Origin of the sequence: Streptomyces sp. NPDC102270 (assembly GCF_044766405.1) — a bacterium.
Taxonomy (GTDB): domain Bacteria; phylum Actinomycetota; class Actinomycetes; order Streptomycetales; family Streptomycetaceae; genus Streptomyces.
In genome coordinates this window covers 245,749-262,771 of sequence record NZ_JBIWLX010000015.1, presented here as the reverse complement: position 1 = coordinate 262,771, position 17,023 = coordinate 245,749, and the positions used below count along the sequence as shown (strand labels likewise).

17 protein-coding genes are annotated in these 17,023 nt (G+C 71.1%); 13 read left to right on the top strand and 4 right to left on the bottom strand.

Annotated features, from left to right (window positions below):
- Positions 1–473 precede the first annotated feature (473 nt).
- Together ACIRP7_RS31150 and ACIRP7_RS31145 are read right to left on the bottom strand one after the other, a co-directional pair.
- A complete protein-coding gene (locus tag ACIRP7_RS31150) occupies positions 474–737 on the bottom strand; it encodes a GlsB/YeaQ/YmgE family stress response membrane protein (protein WP_403665958.1) in 264 nt (87 codons plus the stop codon).
- Between the two features lie 589 nt (positions 738–1,326).
- A complete protein-coding gene (locus tag ACIRP7_RS31145) occupies positions 1,327–1,593 on the bottom strand; it encodes a GlsB/YeaQ/YmgE family stress response membrane protein (RefSeq protein ID WP_403665956.1) in 267 nt (88 codons plus the stop codon).
- Between the two features lie 267 nt (positions 1,594–1,860).
- Here ACIRP7_RS31145 and ACIRP7_RS31140 point away from each other — a divergent pair, with 267 nt between their 5' ends.
- The 5 genes from ACIRP7_RS31140 (at position 1,861) to ACIRP7_RS31120 (ending at position 7,026) form a co-directional block, all read left to right on the top strand.
- The gene (locus ACIRP7_RS31140; protein ID WP_403665954.1) at positions 1,861–2,217 is read left to right on the top strand and encodes an ArsR/SmtB family transcription factor; all 357 of its coding nucleotides are present in this window, start codon (positions 1,861–1,863) and stop codon (positions 2,215–2,217) included.
- Between the two features lie 40 nt (positions 2,218–2,257).
- A complete protein-coding gene (locus ACIRP7_RS31135) occupies positions 2,258–2,974 on the top strand; it encodes a transglycosylase SLT domain-containing protein (RefSeq protein WP_403665952.1) in 717 nt (238 codons plus the stop codon).
- Positions 2,975–3,185: 211 nt separating this feature from the next.
- Positions 3,186–4,892, top strand: coding sequence for an LCP family protein (locus tag ACIRP7_RS31130; RefSeq protein ID WP_403665950.1), 1,707 nt, complete (start codon positions 3,186–3,188; stop codon positions 4,890–4,892).
- A 72-nt stretch (positions 4,893–4,964) separates the two neighbouring features.
- Positions 4,965–5,240 (top strand): Sec-independent protein translocase subunit TatA, encoded by a 276-nt coding sequence (tatA, locus tag ACIRP7_RS31125; protein WP_403665948.1) that lies wholly within the window; start codon positions 4,965–4,967, stop codon positions 5,238–5,240.
- Positions 5,241–5,394: 154 nt separating this feature from the next.
- Complete coding sequence (locus ACIRP7_RS31120) at positions 5,395–7,026, top strand: serine/threonine-protein kinase (protein WP_403665946.1); 1,632 nt, start codon at positions 5,395–5,397, stop codon at positions 7,024–7,026.
- Positions 7,027–7,062: 36 nt separating this feature from the next.
- Here ACIRP7_RS31120 and ACIRP7_RS31115 read toward each other — a convergent pair whose 3' ends face one another.
- Positions 7,063–8,292: a PP2C family protein-serine/threonine phosphatase gene (locus ACIRP7_RS31115; protein WP_403665944.1), complete on the bottom strand. Its 1,230-nt coding sequence runs from the start codon at positions 8,290–8,292 to the stop codon at positions 7,063–7,065.
- A gap of 172 nt (positions 8,293–8,464) precedes the next feature.
- On the opposite strand from ACIRP7_RS31115, the gene ACIRP7_RS31110 reads away from it, so the two are divergent.
- From ACIRP7_RS31110 to ACIRP7_RS31075, 8 genes are all read left to right on the top strand, one after another.
- The gene (locus ACIRP7_RS31110; RefSeq protein ID WP_403665942.1) at positions 8,465–9,163 is read left to right on the top strand and encodes an NADPH-dependent F420 reductase; all 699 of its coding nucleotides are present in this window, start codon (positions 8,465–8,467) and stop codon (positions 9,161–9,163) included.
- A gap of 36 nt (positions 9,164–9,199) precedes the next feature.
- The gene (arsM, locus tag ACIRP7_RS31105) at positions 9,200–9,985 is read left to right on the top strand and encodes an arsenite methyltransferase (RefSeq protein WP_403665940.1); all 786 of its coding nucleotides are present in this window, start codon (positions 9,200–9,202) and stop codon (positions 9,983–9,985) included.
- A 195-nt stretch (positions 9,986–10,180) separates the two neighbouring features.
- The gene (locus ACIRP7_RS31100) at positions 10,181–10,594 is read left to right on the top strand and encodes a cytidine deaminase family protein (RefSeq protein WP_403665938.1); all 414 of its coding nucleotides are present in this window, start codon (positions 10,181–10,183) and stop codon (positions 10,592–10,594) included.
- Positions 10,595–10,668: 74 nt separating this feature from the next.
- Positions 10,669–11,667: an aldo/keto reductase family protein gene (locus tag ACIRP7_RS31095; protein ID WP_403665936.1), complete on the top strand. Its 999-nt coding sequence runs from the start codon at positions 10,669–10,671 to the stop codon at positions 11,665–11,667.
- Positions 11,668–11,827: 160 nt separating this feature from the next.
- A complete protein-coding gene (locus ACIRP7_RS31090; protein WP_403665934.1) occupies positions 11,828–13,342 on the top strand; it encodes a purine-cytosine permease family protein in 1,515 nt (504 codons plus the stop codon).
- Positions 13,339–13,881 carry a cysteine hydrolase family protein gene (locus ACIRP7_RS31085; protein WP_403665932.1) on the top strand — a complete coding sequence of 181 codons (543 nt, stop codon included), beginning with the start codon at positions 13,339–13,341 and terminating at the stop codon, positions 13,879–13,881. Before ACIRP7_RS31090 ends, ACIRP7_RS31085 begins: the two co-directional genes overlap by 4 nt.
- Before the next feature lie 100 nt (positions 13,882–13,981).
- A complete protein-coding gene (locus ACIRP7_RS31080) occupies positions 13,982–15,223 on the top strand; it encodes an acyl-CoA dehydrogenase family protein (RefSeq protein ID WP_403665930.1) in 1,242 nt (413 codons plus the stop codon).
- A gap of 109 nt (positions 15,224–15,332) precedes the next feature.
- Entirely contained in the window at positions 15,333–15,728 is a 396-nt protein-coding gene (locus tag ACIRP7_RS31075) for an SseB family protein (protein ID WP_403665928.1), read from the top strand.
- 261 nt (positions 15,729–15,989) lie between these two features.
- Here ACIRP7_RS31075 and ACIRP7_RS31070 read toward each other — a convergent pair whose 3' ends face one another.
- Positions 15,990–16,976, bottom strand: a complete 987-nt coding sequence (locus ACIRP7_RS31070; RefSeq protein ID WP_403665926.1) for an AraC family transcriptional regulator — start codon at positions 16,974–16,976, stop codon at positions 15,990–15,992.
- Between the last annotated feature and the right edge of the window lie 47 nt (positions 16,977–17,023).

The following is a 17,023-nucleotide window of genomic DNA, read 5'->3' as shown; positions in this document are numbered from 1 at the left end:
GCTACACACCTACAATCACCACCGCGGACACACCGCGCTGAAAGGCCAACCACCCGCCAGCCGCGTCCCCAACCTCACGGGTCAGTACAGCTAGTCCCTTGCCGGGGGGGGGCAAGGGACATATCGCCATGTAGTCGAGGAAGTGGCCGTGTGCCTTGACAGCCCGGGGTGACGGACATGGCTGAGAGGCTGGGGGAACGCGACTCCAGGATCACCCATCACTGCCGCGCCGGCCTCGAACAGGGCCGGGGCGCGGCGGTGGCGGAGTTGGTCGCCCTGACCTGCCTTAGGACGAGCACCAGTTGTTCCGCGTCGAGAGCACCGGCAGAGAGAGGGATCAACTCAAGGCCGGCGCCGTGCTCGACGGGTGAACGCGCCGCCGGGCCGCCGGGGCGAGCCTGCCGGGTCCGCACGGTCGGCGCGACCCGGCAGGCGACGCCGAGTTGACGGTCACGCCCTCCGGGGGCGGTTCGTCAGTGGCGCACCTTCACCTTGCTGAGGGCGGCCACCCCGAGTGCGGCCACGGCGATCTGGATCAGCCACTCGATCCAGTCGACGCCCTTGGTGTTGGCGACATCGAGCCCTGCCGCGATGCCCGTGCCGATGAAGGCGGCGATGATGCCGATCAGGATCGTCCACAGCGTGCCGATGTGCTGGCGCCCGGGGACCACGAGCCGGCCGAGGACACCGATCACGATGCCGATGACAATCGCGCTGATCACGCCTGAGATCTCCATGCGGTGTCACCCCATCTGTAGTTGGTGACGCACGAGTGCCCGCCGAACGGTGGCACACTCCACAGCCTTGGCCACGGCCTTGCCGGCAGAGGCGTCAACCCATTGCTGGGGTCCGGCTCACGAGTCCCAACCGCGGCGTCAGCATCTGATTGCCGTGCAAGAAGCCCGCGTCGGCGGCACGTTCGGACCGAACGCGAAGGACCGGGGGATTTCGAGGGGGCGTTGCGGTCTGCACTCGATCGCGGCGACATCCTCATGCCCCCGCCGCCGACGAGTGCCTAGTCCACTTGGCCGCGCGGGCCGCAGGGCAGCCAAGAGGGGCGCCGCGCGCGAGATGTCCCACCGCCGACGGCACCGCACGGCCCGTCGGCGCCGTACTCGCACCGGCCCGGTAGTGGACTGAGCGCGTCGGCGGCCACGGCCGGTGGACGCTCGCCCTCCTCGCCGTCCCACCGCGGGCTTCGGTCGCTGTGCGTCGGTGAGTCGGGCTCTGCGCCGGGCATCCGGGGCGCAGTGTGGAGCGGGCCCGTGAGCGGCGGCAGCACCCGGACCGGTAGGCCCTGCCGGAGCACCGAGTACAACTCGCGCTTCAGCTCCGCGAGTTGCCGAACAGCAGGCGGTAGCCGATCAGCAGTACCAGGGAGCCGCCGATAGCCGCGCCCCAGGTGTAGAGGTCGAAGAAGTGGCTTTCCACCGGGCGGTCGAGGAGACGCGCGGAGAGCCAGCCGCCGACGAACGCTCCCGCGACCCCGATGAGCGTGGTGCCGATCAGGCCGCCCGGGTCGCGGCCGGGCAGCAGGATCTTGGCGATGGCTCCGGCGAGCAGACCCAGAATGATCCAGCCGATGATGCCCACGAGGTAGTCCTCCAGTCGCGCCGGGCCGGGCGAGATCCACCGGGGCCATGACGCTTGAGTTGCCTGATTGCGCAAGCTTATGGATCAGCGCCAGGGAGGAAAGAGGCTCGTGGGGTGCTGGTGACAAGTCGTCGATGTTCTTTCACACGCTTATTACATTGCGCAAGCGATGAAGTGGAGGTGTTCGCGTGGGCCACGCCCAGGCCCCTTACACTGAGACAGCACTCGTGCGTCGACAGTGACCGGGGCGGGACAGGGGGAGGGACCGTGGCGACACTCGCCGGTGGCTTCGAGGATCCGTCCGGCGAGGTGCTGACCGAGGCGGCCGCGGTGTTCGGACTCCTCGCCTCCTCCGCCCGGCTGCACATCATGTGGGCGCTGTCCCAGGGCGAGAGTGACGTCACCCACCTCGCCGACCGGGTCGGCGGCGCGCTCCCCGCGGTCAGTCAGCACCTGGCCAAGCTGAAGCTCGCCGGTCTCGTACGCTCCCGCCGCGAGGGCCGACGGCAGGTCTACTACGTCGACGACCCCGACATCGTGACCGTGGTCCGCGTCATGGTCGGCCAACTCACCGCCCGTACCGGACCGCTCGGCGCGCACAGCACCGCCTCACGCGGCTCTTAGTCCGCCTCCTGTACGAAGGGTGCGGGAGAGGGGGCGAGGCATGGAAGATGCCCGGGCATCGAGGCGCCGGCGCTGGATCACGGTGGTGGTCCTCGCTCTCGCGCTGTACGTCATCGTGCGCGCGGCGAACACCTCGCAGGGTGATTCCTCGGCGCCGGCCCCGACGGACACCCCCGCACCGCCCCCGACGGCAGACGCGACCACGCGTTCGGCCCCGCCTTCGGCCGCGTCGGCGGCGGCGCCTTCGGCCTCCACGAAAACCTCTTCGCCGTACGACCCCGCCGACTACGCCTCCCCGGTCCGCAGCCGTGCCCGGCAGACCGGTGTCGACGCCCGGCTGCTGATGGCGATCCTCTACAACGAGGCGTACAAACCGCACGCCCCGTCCCTGGAGCGGGCCTGGCAGAAGCTCAAGCCGGACGCGGCCTTCGGTATCGCCAACATGCACCGCGCCACGTTCGACGAGGTCAAGAAGGGCCGGGACTTCGCGCACCGCAGCTGGGAGGAGCTGCCCGACGACCGGGACCTCGCCATCGAGGTCGAAGCCTGGTACCTGCACGACCTGGCGGCCGCACTGCCCGCCACCTGGTCCGCCCCGTACAGCGAGGACGAGCTGCTGGCCCTCGGTTACAACACCGGCACGGGCAACATGCTCGCCTTCGCGCGCGGCGTGACCCCGGGCAGCCAGGCCCGGTCCTACCTCGACAAACTGCGTGCCAACTGGGCGAAGGCGGCAAGAGCCGTGGGCGAAGGCTGAGGTGCCGGGGAGGTTGCCGCGTTCCTCCATGAGATCTCTCACCCGTGAAATGCGGCGGTGTCCGTGCTGGCCGGGCCAGGGGTTTGTTAGATTGCGCAACTACGCAACCTAGGCGAGTTTCCCGCTCCGCCTGCTTTACACCGCCGCGCACGCCCGGCCGCCCACTCCATGGCCCGGCCTGAGGGGCCCGACCGTTTCGTGGGAGTGGTAGATGAGCGACCGGTGGGACAGTCCGGGCGGTCAGGCCACGCGCAGCCGCACCGGCAGGGTGCCGGGGCAGCGGGAGGACGAGGCCGACGCGGCACCTCGGCCCGGCGGCCGTGCCGCGGCCCGGGAGGCGGCCCGCTCGCACGGCGGCAAGCGGTCGCGTCGCAGGGCCCCACAGGTACGGCGCGGCAGGCGGGTGCTGAAGATCGTCGGAATGTGTCTGGCGATCCTCGTCCTGGGCACGGCCGGGGCCGGCTGGTGGTTCTACCAGCACCTCAACGGCAACATCAACAGCGTCTCGCTCGACGGCAAGGGCGGTTCGGAGAAGGCCGACGCGTTCGGCCGCACCCCGATCAACATCCTGGTCATGGGCTCGGACGGCCGGACCAGCAAGGCGGACTGCAAGCTGGGCGGCGGCTGCTCCCAGACCGGCGTGCAGAGCGGAAACGGCAACGCGGACGTGCAGATGGTGGTGCACATATCCGCCGACCGTTCCAACGCCACCGTCATGAGCATCCCCCGCGACACCATGGTCGACGTCCCGGCCTGCAAGGACAGTGAGGGCGGCCAGTCCACGTCCGGCTACTACGGCCAGATCAACACCGCCCTCCGGTACGGTCCCGCCTGCCAGGTGGCCACCATCCACCAGCTCACCGGCATCCCCATCGACCACTTCGTCAAGCTCGACTTCTCCGGCGTGGTCAAGATGTCCGACGCGGTCGGCGGCGTCTCCGTGTGCGTCAACAACAACGTGTACGACACCTACTCGCACCTGAAACTGTCTCGGGGCGACCACACCCTCAAGGGCGAGGCGGCCCTGGAGTTCGTCCGCTCCCGGCACGGTTTCGGGGACGGCAGCGACCTCGGTCGTACGGTCTCCCAGCACATCTTCCTCAGCGCGATGATCCGGAAGTTCAAGAGCGCGGGCACGCTCACCGACCCCACCGCGGTCTACGCCCTCGCCGACGCCGCCACCAAGGCGCTCACCGTGGACGACGGTCTCGGCAGCGTCAAGAAGCTGATCGGGCTCGCGGCCGACGTGAACAAGGTCCCCACCAAGCGGATGACCTTCACCACGATGCAGACCGCCGCCGATCCGAACGACACCAACCGGGTGGTGGTGGGCGCGGGTGCCAAGGCCCTCTTCTCCAGCATCGCCGACGACCAGTCCCTGACCACCGGCTCCGGCAAGAAGTCCGTGGCGGCCTCCGCGACGGCCACGGCCACGGCGGTACCGGCCTCCGAGATCGCCGTCACCGTCGAGAACGGCACCGAGATCACCGGCCGCGCCTCCGACATCGCCAACGCGCTCACCGGCCAGGGCTTCAGCTCCGCCACGACCACCGCCAACGCGCCGAGCCCCGCGACCACCACCACCCTCACCTACGGCACCGGTCAGAAGGCCGAGGCCCGGACGGCGGCCAAGGCGCTCGGACTGCCCACCTCTCATGTCAAGGAGGGCACCGGAACCGGCCTGACGCTGGTGATCGGCGGCGACTGGACGAGCGGCAGCACGTTTCCGGGCGGTTCGTCCTCCCCGGCGCCCACCGACACCAAGGCCGCGGTCTCCAACGCCCACGCGCAGACCGCCGACGAGGCCAAGAAGTGCGCCGAGGTCAGCCCCTACAAGACGGTCTCCCTCAACGGGGTGCCGATGACACCGGCACAGGCGTACGCGGAGGCGACCGACAAGAAGGACTCCGACGAGTGAGGCCGGGACCGGGCCAGTGGTTGTACAGTTGCGCAAACTGGCAACAATGAGCGTCGAGAAGGGACGTGCGGCATGCTGCGCAACGGACTGGAGCCCTGGCACCTGCTGATCGTGGCGATCATGATCATCGTGCTGTTCGGCTCGAAGAAGCTGCCCGAGGCCGCCCGCGGGCTCGGCAAGTCGATGCGCATCCTCAAGAGCGAGGCCAAGGCCATGAAGGAGGACGGCACCGCACAGAGCACCGCCGCCCCGGCCGCCCCCGCCGAGCAGACCGCACAGGCCGTCCAGGCCGCGCCCGGAGAGCCGGCGGCAGCGCAGCGGACGGCCGAGGCCAACCCGGCCCACTGAGCTCCCGTACGCCGTCTCGCCCGCCCGTCGGCCGCGCCCGTGGGGGCGGATGCGCCCGAGCCCGGAACAGCCGATCGCCGACGCCTCCCGCGCTCCGCGCTCGTGATCGAGGAGGCGGCGAAAGGTGTCGGTGGGGGCCACTAAGCTCCCGCCCATGAGTGAGGCAGACGAGGGCCCCGGCAGACGAGTCGTCGACGGGCGCTTCGAGTTGGAGGCCCGTCTCGGCGGCGGCGGGATGGGCACGGTCTGGCGGGCCAGGGACCTGGTGCTGCACAGGATGGTCGCGGTGAAGGAGGTCCGCCCGCCCGACCGGGACCTCGCCGAGTACGACCCCGACAGCGCGCGGATGCTGCGGGAACGGGTGCTGCGCGAGGCACGAGCCCTGGCCCGGATCGACCATCCCAACGTCGTGACCATCCACCACATAGTCGACGGCGGCGAGGGCACCTACCCCTGGATCGTCATGGAGCTGGTCAGCGGCGGCTCGCTCGCCGACCGGCTCGCCCAGGGGCCGATGCCGCCGGCCGAGGCGGCACGGATCGGGCGGGGCGTGCTGGCCGCGCTGGCCGCCGCGCACGAGGCCGGCATCCAGCACCGGGACGTCAAGCCCGCCAACGTCCTGCTGAGATCCGACGGGCGCCCCGTCCTCACCGACTTCGGCATCGCCGCGATCCGTGAGACGACCAGCCTCACCGCCACCGGATCCATCATCGGCACCCCCGATTTCATGGCACCGGAGCGGATCTCGGGCCACGAGGGCGGAGCCGCCTCCGACCTGTGGTCGCTCGCGATGATGCTGTACACCGCCGTGGAGGGACACCACCCGCTGCGTCGCGGCAGCACCCTCGCCACCCTCGCCGCGGTCCTCAACGAGAGCGTGCCGCCACCGGTGCGCTCCGGTGCCCTGGGCGACGTACTCATGAGCGTGCTCGTACGGGATCCGGCGGCGCGGCCGTCGTCCGCCCTGCTGGACCGGTGGCTGGCCGAGATCGAGTCGGGGCGGGGCGATCCGGTGACCGCGTGGCATCAGCCCACGACTCCTTTCGTCGGTGCCCCCGCCGGAACGGGCCAGCCGGTGACCTCACCGGTCCGGGCTGGCCGCGGGAACCGGCCCCGACCGGGCTTCCTGCTCGGCGTCACGGGAACCTCCGTCGCGAGCGCCATGCTCCTGATGTGGTGGCTGCTGCCCTCCGGAGGAGACTCGGGCGGTTCGGGCGGCACCACGGGCACCGGCGCCTCGTCCTTCGCCTCCTCGGCCCCGGAGTCGACCGGGTCGCCGGCCGCGGCCCCGGCAGCCCGGCAGTCGAAGGACACGAAAGACACGACGGCCACGACCCTGCTCACCTCCGACGGCATCCGCACCGCCATCAAGGCGTTGCAGCAGGAGAGCGGCCGGGACAGGTTCGGCGACTTCACCGTCTACGACGACTTCGCGTCGGCCGAAATGATGGTCAACGGCAGCGACAGCAAGTACGACACCTACACCTACCGCCTGGGGACGGGCGTGGAGAAAGGCATCATCAAGGGCACCCTGGCCGGCGGCGACCAGCCCTTCGACCTCGACGGCTTCGACTGGAACAAGGTGCCCAAGCTCCTCGAAGAGGCCCGCAAGAAGCTCAACGTCGATCACCCGAACACCCGTTACGTGCTGGTGAGACAGCCCAACGACACCTTCGGCACCCCCCTCGGCATGGCCATCTACCTGAGCAACGAGTACAGCCAGTCCGGCTATCTGGACGCGACCCCCAAGGGCAAGGTGACCCGCGTGATGCCCGCGGAGAACTGAGGGTCCTACGACGTCGAGGCGCCGCGGCGGGTCCGTTCAGAGGCGGATGACGACGAGAGCGGTGTCGTCGGAGTTGCCGGTGGACGGGAGCAGGTCCGTCAGGAGTGCGTCGGCCAGGTCCTCGGGGTCGGCGTGGCGGTGGCGGGTGAGCGCGTCGGTGAGACGGGCCAGACCGGTGTCGATGTCCTCGGTGCGGCGCTCGATCAGGCCGTCGGTGTAGAGGACCAGCGTGGCGCCCTCGTCGAAGGGCGAGACCGTCTCCGGACGGGTGGCGTGTTCGGGGCTGGCGCCGAGCGGCGGGTCGGTGGCCCGGTCCAGGAAGGACACCGTGCCGTCCGGGTGCAGCAGGGCGGGCGGCAGGTGGCCCGCGCTGCTGTAGGTGATGGTGCGGTTGTCCCAGTCGATGAAGGCCGTGGCCGCCGTGGTCGACTCGGCGCCGTCCACGGAGCGGGCGTACAGCCCGAGCGCCTCCAGGGCCCGGGCGGGGCCGTCGGCGACGCGGGCGGCGGCGCTCAGTGCGCTGCGCAACTGGCCCATGACACAGGCGGCCGCCAGACCGTGCCCCACCACGTCACCGACGGCGACGGCGAGCCGGTCGCCCGGCAGGTCGACCAGGTCGTACCAGTCACCGCACACGTTGAGGGCGCCGACGGCGGGCCGGTAGCGGACGGCCGCCTGATGGCGGCCCACGGGTCTGGGGGCGGGCAGCATGGCCTCCTGAAGAGCCAGGGCGACCTCGCGTTCACGGGCGTGGGCCTTGCGCAGGCGTTCGTTCACCTCCTGGAGTTCCCTCGCCCGGGTGTACAGCTCGGCCTCCAGCACGCGGGCCCGGCCGCCGCCGCCCAGTCCGCCGTGGGCGCGGATGAGCTCGGTGACCTCCTCCACCCGGTGCACGATCAGGGTCACCTTCCCGTCGGTGCCGAGGACGGGGGCGTTGACCGGGCTCCAGAAGTGTTCCTGCCAGTGACCCACACGCTGGGGGTCCTCGATGTCGTAGCGGACCACCGCCATGGTGTCGCGCTCGCCGGTGGTCACCGCGCGCAGCATCGATTCCCGTGTCTCCCGCATCCCGGCCGCGGCCGAGTCATGGGGGTTCTCGGGGAAGACGTCGAAGATGTAGCGGCCCAGCAGCTGCTCACGGGCGCGACCGGTGAGGCGTACGAAGTCGTCGTTGACGTCGACGTACACCAGTTCGGGCGTCAGTAGCGCCACCATGCCGGGCAGGGCCCGGAATACCGCCGCGTAGTCGATCTGCGGATTCCTCATGTGCAGCCTGCCTCAGCACGAGCCATCATGATGTGATTTTCCACGATAGAGGGGATCGTGCCGACATCTGGACAGCTACCGTCATCACGCGGCAGCGAACGACCTGGCTCGGATTCGTCATGGGCGCGGCCCCTGCGGCCGATCGCGCCCGAGTCCCGGAAGGACCACTCGTATGCGTTACGCAGTCCTCGGTACCGGCATCGTCGGCCGGACGATGGCCGGCAAGCTCGCCTCCCTCGGTCACGACGTAGTCATCGGCACCCGCGATCCGGAGTCCACTCTCGCCCGTACCGAACCCGACGGCATGGGCAATCCGCCGTTCGCCCAGTGGCACGCCGATCACGGCCAGGTGCGTCTGGAGACCTTCGAGGCGGCCGCGGCGTTCGGCGAGACGGTCGTCAACACCACGGCAGGCGGGCAGAGCCTCACTGCACTGCTGTCGGCGGGCGCAGCCAACCTGAGCGGCAAGATCCTGATCGATGTCGCCAACCCGCTGGACTTCTCCGCCGGGATGCCGCCGACGCTGGACCCGGTCAACACCGACAGCCTCGGCGAACGCATCCAGCGCGCATTTCCCGAGGCCAAGGTCGTCAAGACGCTCAACACCATGAACTGTTTCGTCATGGTGGATCCGTCCCGGGTGCCGGGGGAGCACACCGTGTTCGTCAGCGGCGACGACACCGGCGCCAAGAAGTCCGTCACCGCGCTGCTCGGCTCCTTCGGGTGGCCCGAGGCGAGCGTCATCGACCTGGGCGACATCACCAGCGCCCGCGGCGTGGAGATGCTCCTGCCGATCTGGCTGCGCCTGTACGGCACGCTCGGCCACGGCGACTTCAACTTCCATGTCCAGGGCGCGCGGCACGGCGGCTGAATCCGGCGACCACGAGGCCAGCGGGGAGGAGAGGTCATGAGCGAGCAGTCCACCCACCTGCGCGAGACCGTCCGCCGACGGTATGCCGCGGCGGCCACCCAGGTCACCGAGGGCGGCAACGCCGGTTGCGGGCCCGAGCCGGTCGAGGCCGACGAGAACTTCGGCTCGACCCTGTACGGCGCGGACGAGCGCGACACGCTGCCCGCCGAGGCCGTCGCCGCCTCCCTCGGCTGCGGCAACCCGACCGCCGTGGCCGAACTGCGCGAGGGCGAACGGGTCCTCGATCTCGGGTCCGGCGGCGGCATCGACGTCCTGCTCTCCGCCCGCCGCGTCGGACCGACGGGCAGGGCGTACGGGCTGGACATGACCGAGGAGATGCTCGCCCTCGCCGTGGCCAACGCGGCGAAGGCGGGCGCCACCAACGTGGAGTTCCTCAAGGGCACCATCGAGGCGATCCCGCTGCCCGCGAACACGGTCGACGTCGTGATCTCGAACTGCGTGATCAACCTGTCCGTCGACAAGCCCGCCGTCTTCGCGGAGACCTTCCGCGTCCTCAGGCCCGGCGGGCGCATCGGAGTCTCCGACGTCGTCGCCGACGACGCCCTCACCGCCGCACAGCGGGCACGACGCGGGGACGACGTCGGCTGCATCGCGGGAGCCCTGTCCTTCGCCGAGTACCGCGCGGGCCTGGAAGCCGCGGGCTTCACCGGCGTCGAGATCGTCCCCACCCGCCCGGTCGCCGACGGCATGCACTCGGCCATGGTCCGCGCCACCAAGCCCACCGCGGACCGGGACGGTACGGTCGGCGAGGCCCTGACCTGACACGGAGGTCACCCTGCGCGGCCGCGCCGCCTCGCTGTTGGACGACGGACGGTGAGGCGGTCCGGAACCGGGCGCAGCGGGCCGGCGAGAGCCTTGGCCCCGGCGGGGAGGCGGCGCCGTTTTGCGGAGCAGGTACTCGATTCGGCTGCGTACCGTCCGCGGTGAGAGAAGCAGGACCTGCGCGAATAGGAGAAGTTGACCACGCAGACCGACCCCGTCGACCACGACCTCGTCCAGGCCGCGGCGCAGGTCGCCCGCACGCGGTGCCGGGGCGACAACCACACCATGGCGGCCGCGGCCCGAGTCCGGGACGGCCGGATCGTCACCGCCGTGAACGCCTACCACTTCACGGGAGGCCCCTGCGCCGAACTGGTCCTCATCGGCGCGGCGGCCGCTCAGGGCGCCTACGAGCTGGACACGATCGTCGCCGTGGGAGACCGCGACCTCGGGGTCGTACCCCCGTGCGGCCGCTGCCGGCAGGTCCTGCTCGACTACTTCCCCGACATCGAGGTCATCGTCGGCACGGATGCCGGCACCCGGGCCGTGCGCATTACCGACCTGCTGCCCGAGAGCTACGTCTGGTCCGATCACCAGCTCGACGCCGAGTGAAACAGGCCGGCCGGATCGATGAGAGCCTGGCATGGTCATCGACGGCGGCCGGCCCGGAACAAGGAGCGACAATCATGCGGTACCGCACACTCGGCAGTTCGGACCTGAGCGTCTCGGAGATCTCGCTCGGATCCTGGCTCACCTACTCCGGCGGCGTCGAGGCGGACGCGACCCGCGCCTGCACCGAGGCGGCGTTCGACGCGGGCATCAACTTCTTCGACACCGCCAACGCCTACGGCCGGGGGGCCGCGGAGACGGCCTGGGGCGAGATCCTCTCCGCCCACCCCCGGGACTCCTACGTCCTGGCCACCAAGGTCTACTTCCCGATGTCGGACGACCCGGCCGACCAGGGACTGTCCCCCGCCCACATCGCCCAGCAGATCGACGCCTCCCTCAGCCGCCTGAAGACCGACCACGTCGACCTCTACCAGGCGCACCGCTTCGACTCCACCGTGCCGATCGAGGACACCGTCGAAGCCTTCCAGAAGGTCGTCGAACAGGGCAAGGCCCGCTACATCGGCTTCAGCGAGTGGACCCCGGAGCAGATCCAGGCGGCGATCGACCTCGCCGGCCCCGAACTGTTCGTCTCCTCCCAGCCGCAGTACTCCATGCTGTGGCAGGCCCCGGAGGCCGAGGTGTTCGGTCTGTGCGCGGCCAACGGCATCTCGCAGATCGTGTGGTCGCCGCTGGCCCAGGGCGTGCTCACCGGCAAGTACAAGCCGGGGCAGCCGGTGCCGGAGGGCAGCCGGTTCGCCTCCGCCGACATGGCGGTCTCGAAGGACCTCGTCTACAACGACGCCATCCTCGAAGCGGTCCAGCGCCTCGTGCCCATCGCCGAGGAGGCGGGACTGAGCATGCCCACCCTGGCGCTCGCCTGGGTCCTGCGCCGCGGCGAGGTCGCCTCCGCGATCACCGGAGCCTCCCGGCCCGACCAGGTCCACGCCAACGCCGCCGCCTCCGGCGTGGAACTCTCCGACGACCTGCTCGCCGCCGTCGACCGGGCCCTCGGCGACGTCCCCGTCACCGAACCGACCCTCGCCCCCGGTGCCCAGGCCGGCGTCAAGCACCGCTGAACCGGCCCGGCGGCTGCCGCCGGTCGTGGCCGCTCCAATCCGCCGACCGGCCACCGCAGTTGGCGCGGGTGCGGGCGCGGCGAGCACGGACTCGCGTGATTGACGCCCCCGCGCCCCCTGCCTACCGTCGCCCCCACCCGTCCGAACAGGCAGGCCGACGATGACAGACTCCTCGGGATCCTCCGACAACAGATCCCCCGACAACAGATCCGCCGACAACAGATTCACCAGCAACAGATCCATCACCCGGCAGCTCCAGGTGGAGACGCACGGGCTGGACGTGATCGGTGACGCCGAACGCAAGGGCACCCCGCGGACGTTGTTCTGGCCGTGGTTCGGCGCCAACGTGTCCGTCCTCGGCCTGAGTTACGGCTCGTTCGTGCTCGGCTTCGGGATCTCCTTCTGGCAGGCGCTGGTCGCCGGCGTGATCGGGATCGTCTTCTCGTTCCTGCTGTGCGGGTTCGTCGCGGTCGCCGGCAAGCGGGGCTCCGCCCCGACGATGGTGCTCAGCCGCGCCGCCTACGGAGTGCGCGGCAACCGCCTCCCGTCGGTCGTCTCCTGGGTGCTGACCGTCGGCTGGGAGACCGTGCTGTGCGCCCTCGCCACCCTGGCCACGGCGACCGTCTTCGCAAGGCTCGGCTGGGGCGGGGGCACCGAGACCCAGGTGATCGCCCTGGTGGTGGTCGCGGGCCTCACGGTCGTCGGCGGGGTGATGGGCTTCGACCTGATCATGCGGCTGCAGACCGTGATCACCGTGGTGACGGGCGTACTGACCGTCGTCTACGTCGGGCTGGTCGCCGACCACATCCACTGGAGCACCGTCAGCGCCCTCCCGGCGGGCTCCGCCCAGGACTTCATCGGCGCACTGGTCTTCATGATGACCGGCTTCGGGCTCGGCTGGGTCAACGCCGCCGCCGACTACTCCCGCTATCTGCCCCGGACCTCGTCGAGCCGGGGCGTGGTCGGCTGGACCACCTTCGGCGCTTCCGTCGCCCCGCTGCTCCTGCTGGTCTTCGGACTGCTGCTGGCCGGATCGTCCACCGAGCTCCGCGACGCCGTCGCGGCCGACCCGATCGGCGCGCTCACCACCCTCCTGCCCACCTGGTTCCTGGTGCCCTTCGCCGTCGTCGCGGTCCTCGGCCTGGTCGGCGGCGCGGTCCTCGACATCTACTCCTCCGGCCTCGCCCTGCTCTCGGCGGGCCTGAAGATCCCGCGTCCGCTGGCGGCCCTCGTCGACGGCGTCCTGATGATCGCGGGCTCGATCTACATCGTGTTCTTCGCCGACGACTTCCTCGGCCAGTTCATGGGCTTCCTCACCACGCTCGGCGTCCCCATCGCCGCCTGGTGCGGCATCATGCTCGCCGACCTCTGCCTGCGCCGCCGTGACTACGACGACGCCGACCTCTACCGCCCGAGCGGCCGCTACGGCGACGTACCGCCCACCCCGCTGATCCTGACGCTCCTCGCCACCGCCCTCGGCTGGGGCCTGGTCACCAACTCGGCCGCCAGCTGGCTGGACTGGCAGGGCTATCTCCTCGACCCGTTCGGCCTGGGCGGCACGTCCGGCGCCTGGGCGTACGCCAACCTCGGCGTGCTGGCCGCGCTCGCGGTCGGCTTCCTCGGCACCCTGGCCCTCGGCCGCGGGCGGGTCCGCGCACAGGAGGGCGTCGTATGACGACGGGGCTGCTCGCCGTCATCGACATGCAGCGCGTCTTCGCCGAGCCCGACAGTCCCTGGGCCGCCCCTCGTTACGCCGAGGCGGCGGCAGGCGTACGACGACTGCTGCCGGCCTTCGCCGAACGGGTCACGTTCACCCGCTTCGTCGCCCCCGCCGAGCCCAGCGGCGCCTGGCGGGCCTACTACGCGCGGTGGCCCTTCGCCCTGCAGCCGCCGCACGCCCCGCTGTGGCGCCTCACCGACGACTTCGCCGACCGGGCGCCGCACATCATGGACGCAACCACCTTCGGCAAGTGGACCCCCGAACTCGCCGCCCGTGTCTGCCCCGAGGGCCGTGTGGTCCTGGCCGGTGTCAGTACCGACTGCTGCGTCCTGTCCACCGCGCTCGCCGCCGCCGACGCGGGCGTCGAGACCCTGGTGGTGTCCGACGCCTGCGCCGGGGCCGACGACGACTCGCACGCCAGGGCGCTGGACGTGATGGCGGCATACGGGCCGCTGATCCGGGTCGTCACCGTGGATCAACTGATCGGAACCTGAAGGCACTTGGCGATATCCGGTCGGTACCGGACGGCACTCGGCCGTGTTGAATCACCCGTAGCACAGCACGGAAGGACGGCCCCACCCGTCAGGAGGCACCGTGACAGCCGCTCCCCGACCCGGCCCCACCGAGCAGGAGATCATCGAACGGGCCGTGGCCCTCAGACCCGCGCTGCTCGGCCGCCAGGCGGAGACCGAGCGGCTCACGCACTACCCCGAGGCCACCCACGACGACTTCCTGCGGGCGGGGTTCTACCGGATCCTCCAGCCGCGCCGCTACGGCGGCCACGAGTTCGGCCTGCCCGTCTTCTACCGCGTGGTCGTCGAGATCGCCCGCGGCTGCCCCTCCACCGGCTGGGCGCTGTCCCTGACCGCCGCCCATGTGCTCCAGGCCTGCACGGTCTTCGACGAGAAGGCCCAGGACGAACTCTTCGGCACCGACGGCGACTTCCGGGCCGCCTCCACCGCCGCGCCGGTGGGCGTCGCCCAGCCCGACGGCCCCGACCACGTCATCCTCGACGGCACCTGGCCCTACTCCTCGGGCGCCCCCTACTCCACGCACTACCTCGGCCAGACCCTGCGCGCCCCCGAGAAGCCCGGCGACCCACCCGGCCCGCCCGTCCTGTTCGTCGCCCCGCGCTCGGTGTGGACGGTCCTCGACGACTGGCGCGGCTCCCTCGGCCTGCGCGGCACCGGATCCAACAGCATCCGCATGGCACAGGCCCGTGTCCCCGCACACTTCACGCGCGAGACGAGCCTGCTGGACCTGCCGGTGGAGGGCGGCAGCATCGGCTCCGAACTGCACGGCAACCCGATGTACGCGGGACGCGCGCCCAGCTTCTTCCACGGCGAGCTGGCCGCCGTCATGATCGGCACCGCGTTCGCCGCCGCCGACGAGTACGCCCGGATCGTCGCCGCCCGCCCCCTGCTCCTGGAACCCGAGCGCACCCGCGCGGACCTGCCCGACTACCAGCGTCACCTCGGCGAGGCCCTCGGCATGATCCACCTGGCCGAGGCGGCCCTCAGGCAGAGTGCCGAGGACTGGATGGAGGCCTGCCGCCGCAACGTGAGCGGCGAGGCACCCTTCACCGCGGCCGAGGACAACCGGCTCGCCCTGACGTTCCTCAACGCCGGCCGCATGGCCTGGGACGTCCTCCAGGGCATCCTGTTCCGCACGGCCGGCTCCCGCCACGCGCGCGACGGCGAACGGATGCAGCGCTACTTCCGGGACGCGGCCACGTACTGGACCCATGTCGGACCCGGCATGTACGAGCCCCTCGTACGGCGGGTCGGATGCGACACCCTCGGTCTGCCCTCGGAGCACATCGCGCTGATTCCCTGACGTCCCGCACGCATGCTCCCGGCACCCTCGGGTACGCGAGCAGCACCGCGCCTTGGGCGATCATGCCCGCGGGCGGGGCCGCACGACCGCCGCTACCAGGGGATCTGCCATGGACACACCCGCCAATGACCACAGCGCCACGCCGGCCCAGCGGGCACTGGACGCGCTGACGCAGAACACCGAGGACGCGACGGCGCTGGACACGCTCGCGACCAGTGACGTGCTCATCCCGGTGCCCGACGACGCCGCGGACGAGGACACGACCGTGGCGCTGCCCGTGCTGGAGCAGCAGGACGGCGCTCCCGTGGTGCCCGTGTTCACCTCGGAGACGGAGATGGCCGAACTGCTTCCGTTCGTCTCCCGCTACCGTCTGGTGCCGCTGGGCGCGCTCGCCGCGCAGTGGCCGGACGGCGACCTCTCGCTGTCGATCGACGCCAGCTCCACGCACCCGCTGACGCTCACGTCCGAGGGCGTGCGCACGCTGCTGGCGCGGCCCCAGGGCTGAGCCGCACGCGGGCCCCACACAGTGGGGCCCGGCCACCACATGCGACAAAGAGGGAGCGGCCGGGCCCGCAGAGGTGTGGCCTGCTCCCGCTGCCGCACCGTGGTTCTCGCATGCGAAACAGAGATGAGCGGCGCCGACTCTGCTCATCCCCGCGCGCCGTGCGATCGCCGTGACCCGACCATAGGACCGATCCGGCAGGCCGTCGCTCCGGAAAACGTGGCGCATGTCCGCAAAACGCGGCGGAGTGGCGGGCGTGCCGGCTCACGCGGCGCGCAGTGTCTGCGAGGGCGACTCCCCGAAGCGCTCCCGGTACCGCCGCGCGAACCGGCCCAGATGGACGAACCCCCACGCGTGGGCCACGTCCGTCACGGTCGTCGTCCCCGGCGCCGCCGCCCGCAGCTGCCGGTGGACGCGCTGGAGCCGCACCTCCTGGACGTACGCCATGGGCGACACGCCGACATGTCTACGGAAAGCTTCCTGCAGGGTGCGCAGGCTGACCTGGGCGATGGCCGCGAGCCGGTTCGCGTCGTAGGGCTCGGCGGGCAGCTCCTGCACGGCGTCCATGACCCGCTTCACCGACGCCGGGCGCATCGGTGGGGGAGGGGCTTCCAGCGCGGCGCGGAAGGTGTGGTCGGTGGCGAGCAGAATGCCCTCCAGCAGGGTCTGCTCCAGACGGCCACGGATCATCGGATGGTTCAGCAGCCCGAGCGGGACGTCCCGCTCCAGCAGGCTCCACAGCGCGAGGCGCACCCAGCTCAGGCCCGGCCCCCGCGAGACGTCCATGCAGGGCCCGAAGCGCGGCGGGCGCCGGACCGACCGGCCCAGCAGGACCTCCAGCTGCCGGAGCACGGCCGCCTTGTCGATCTTGACCGTGAGTGCCTGGCAGTCGGCGGACCAGGCGTCGATGTGGATGTCCCGCGCCGGATCGAACACCAGCGCCCGCCGCTCGTCGGCGAACCCCACGTCCCCGCGCCCCTCCTGGAGGCTGAAGCGGCCGCTGAAGGGGACGGCGACGTGGTACACGCCCGGCTCGCCGAAGCTCATCCGCATCTCGGTGCCGAACCGGATGTCGCCGACCGTGAGCGCACCGAGTTCCACGACACTGAGCCGGGTGGCGAACTCCGAGGCGTGACCGACGACTTCGAGCCGCAGGTCGTAGTAGTGGGCCGCGATGGCGTCGTGCGCCTGGTCCAGCGAGTTCGTCGAGTAACTGCTGAACTCGGCCGCCAGGTCTGCTCCCACGGCCACGGCGTCCCCAACTCCCTCCCCGCTCGGCGTCTTCGGCGTCTGCTGTC

Excerpts from the sequence above, each read along its gene's own strand:
- ACIRP7_RS31150 (WP_403665958.1), bottom strand. The coding sequence starts at position 737 with ATGGAGATCTCAGGCGTGATCAGCGCGATTGTCATCGGCATCGTGATC.
- ACIRP7_RS31135 (WP_403665952.1), top strand. The coding sequence starts at position 2,258 with ATGGAAGATGCCCGGGCATCGAGGCGCCGGCGCTGGATCACGGTGGTG.
- ACIRP7_RS31130 (WP_403665950.1), top strand. The coding sequence starts at position 3,186 with ATGAGCGACCGGTGGGACAGTCCGGGCGGTCAGGCCACGCGCAGCCGC.
- tatA (WP_403665948.1), top strand. The coding sequence starts at position 4,965 with ATGCTGCGCAACGGACTGGAGCCCTGGCACCTGCTGATCGTGGCGATC.
- ACIRP7_RS31120 (WP_403665946.1), top strand. The coding sequence starts at position 5,395 with ATGAGTGAGGCAGACGAGGGCCCCGGCAGACGAGTCGTCGACGGGCGC.
- ACIRP7_RS31115 (WP_403665944.1), bottom strand. The coding sequence starts at position 8,292 with ATGAGGAATCCGCAGATCGACTACGCGGCGGTATTCCGGGCCCTGCCC.
- ACIRP7_RS31110 (WP_403665942.1), top strand. The coding sequence starts at position 8,465 with ATGCGTTACGCAGTCCTCGGTACCGGCATCGTCGGCCGGACGATGGCC.
- arsM (WP_403665940.1), top strand. The coding sequence starts at position 9,200 with ATGAGCGAGCAGTCCACCCACCTGCGCGAGACCGTCCGCCGACGGTAT.
- ACIRP7_RS31095 (WP_403665936.1), top strand. The coding sequence starts at position 10,669 with ATGCGGTACCGCACACTCGGCAGTTCGGACCTGAGCGTCTCGGAGATC.
- ACIRP7_RS31090 (WP_403665934.1), top strand. The coding sequence starts at position 11,828 with ATGACAGACTCCTCGGGATCCTCCGACAACAGATCCCCCGACAACAGA.
- ACIRP7_RS31085 (WP_403665932.1), top strand. The coding sequence starts at position 13,339 with ATGACGACGGGGCTGCTCGCCGTCATCGACATGCAGCGCGTCTTCGCC.
- ACIRP7_RS31075 (WP_403665928.1), top strand. The coding sequence starts at position 15,333 with ATGGACACACCCGCCAATGACCACAGCGCCACGCCGGCCCAGCGGGCA.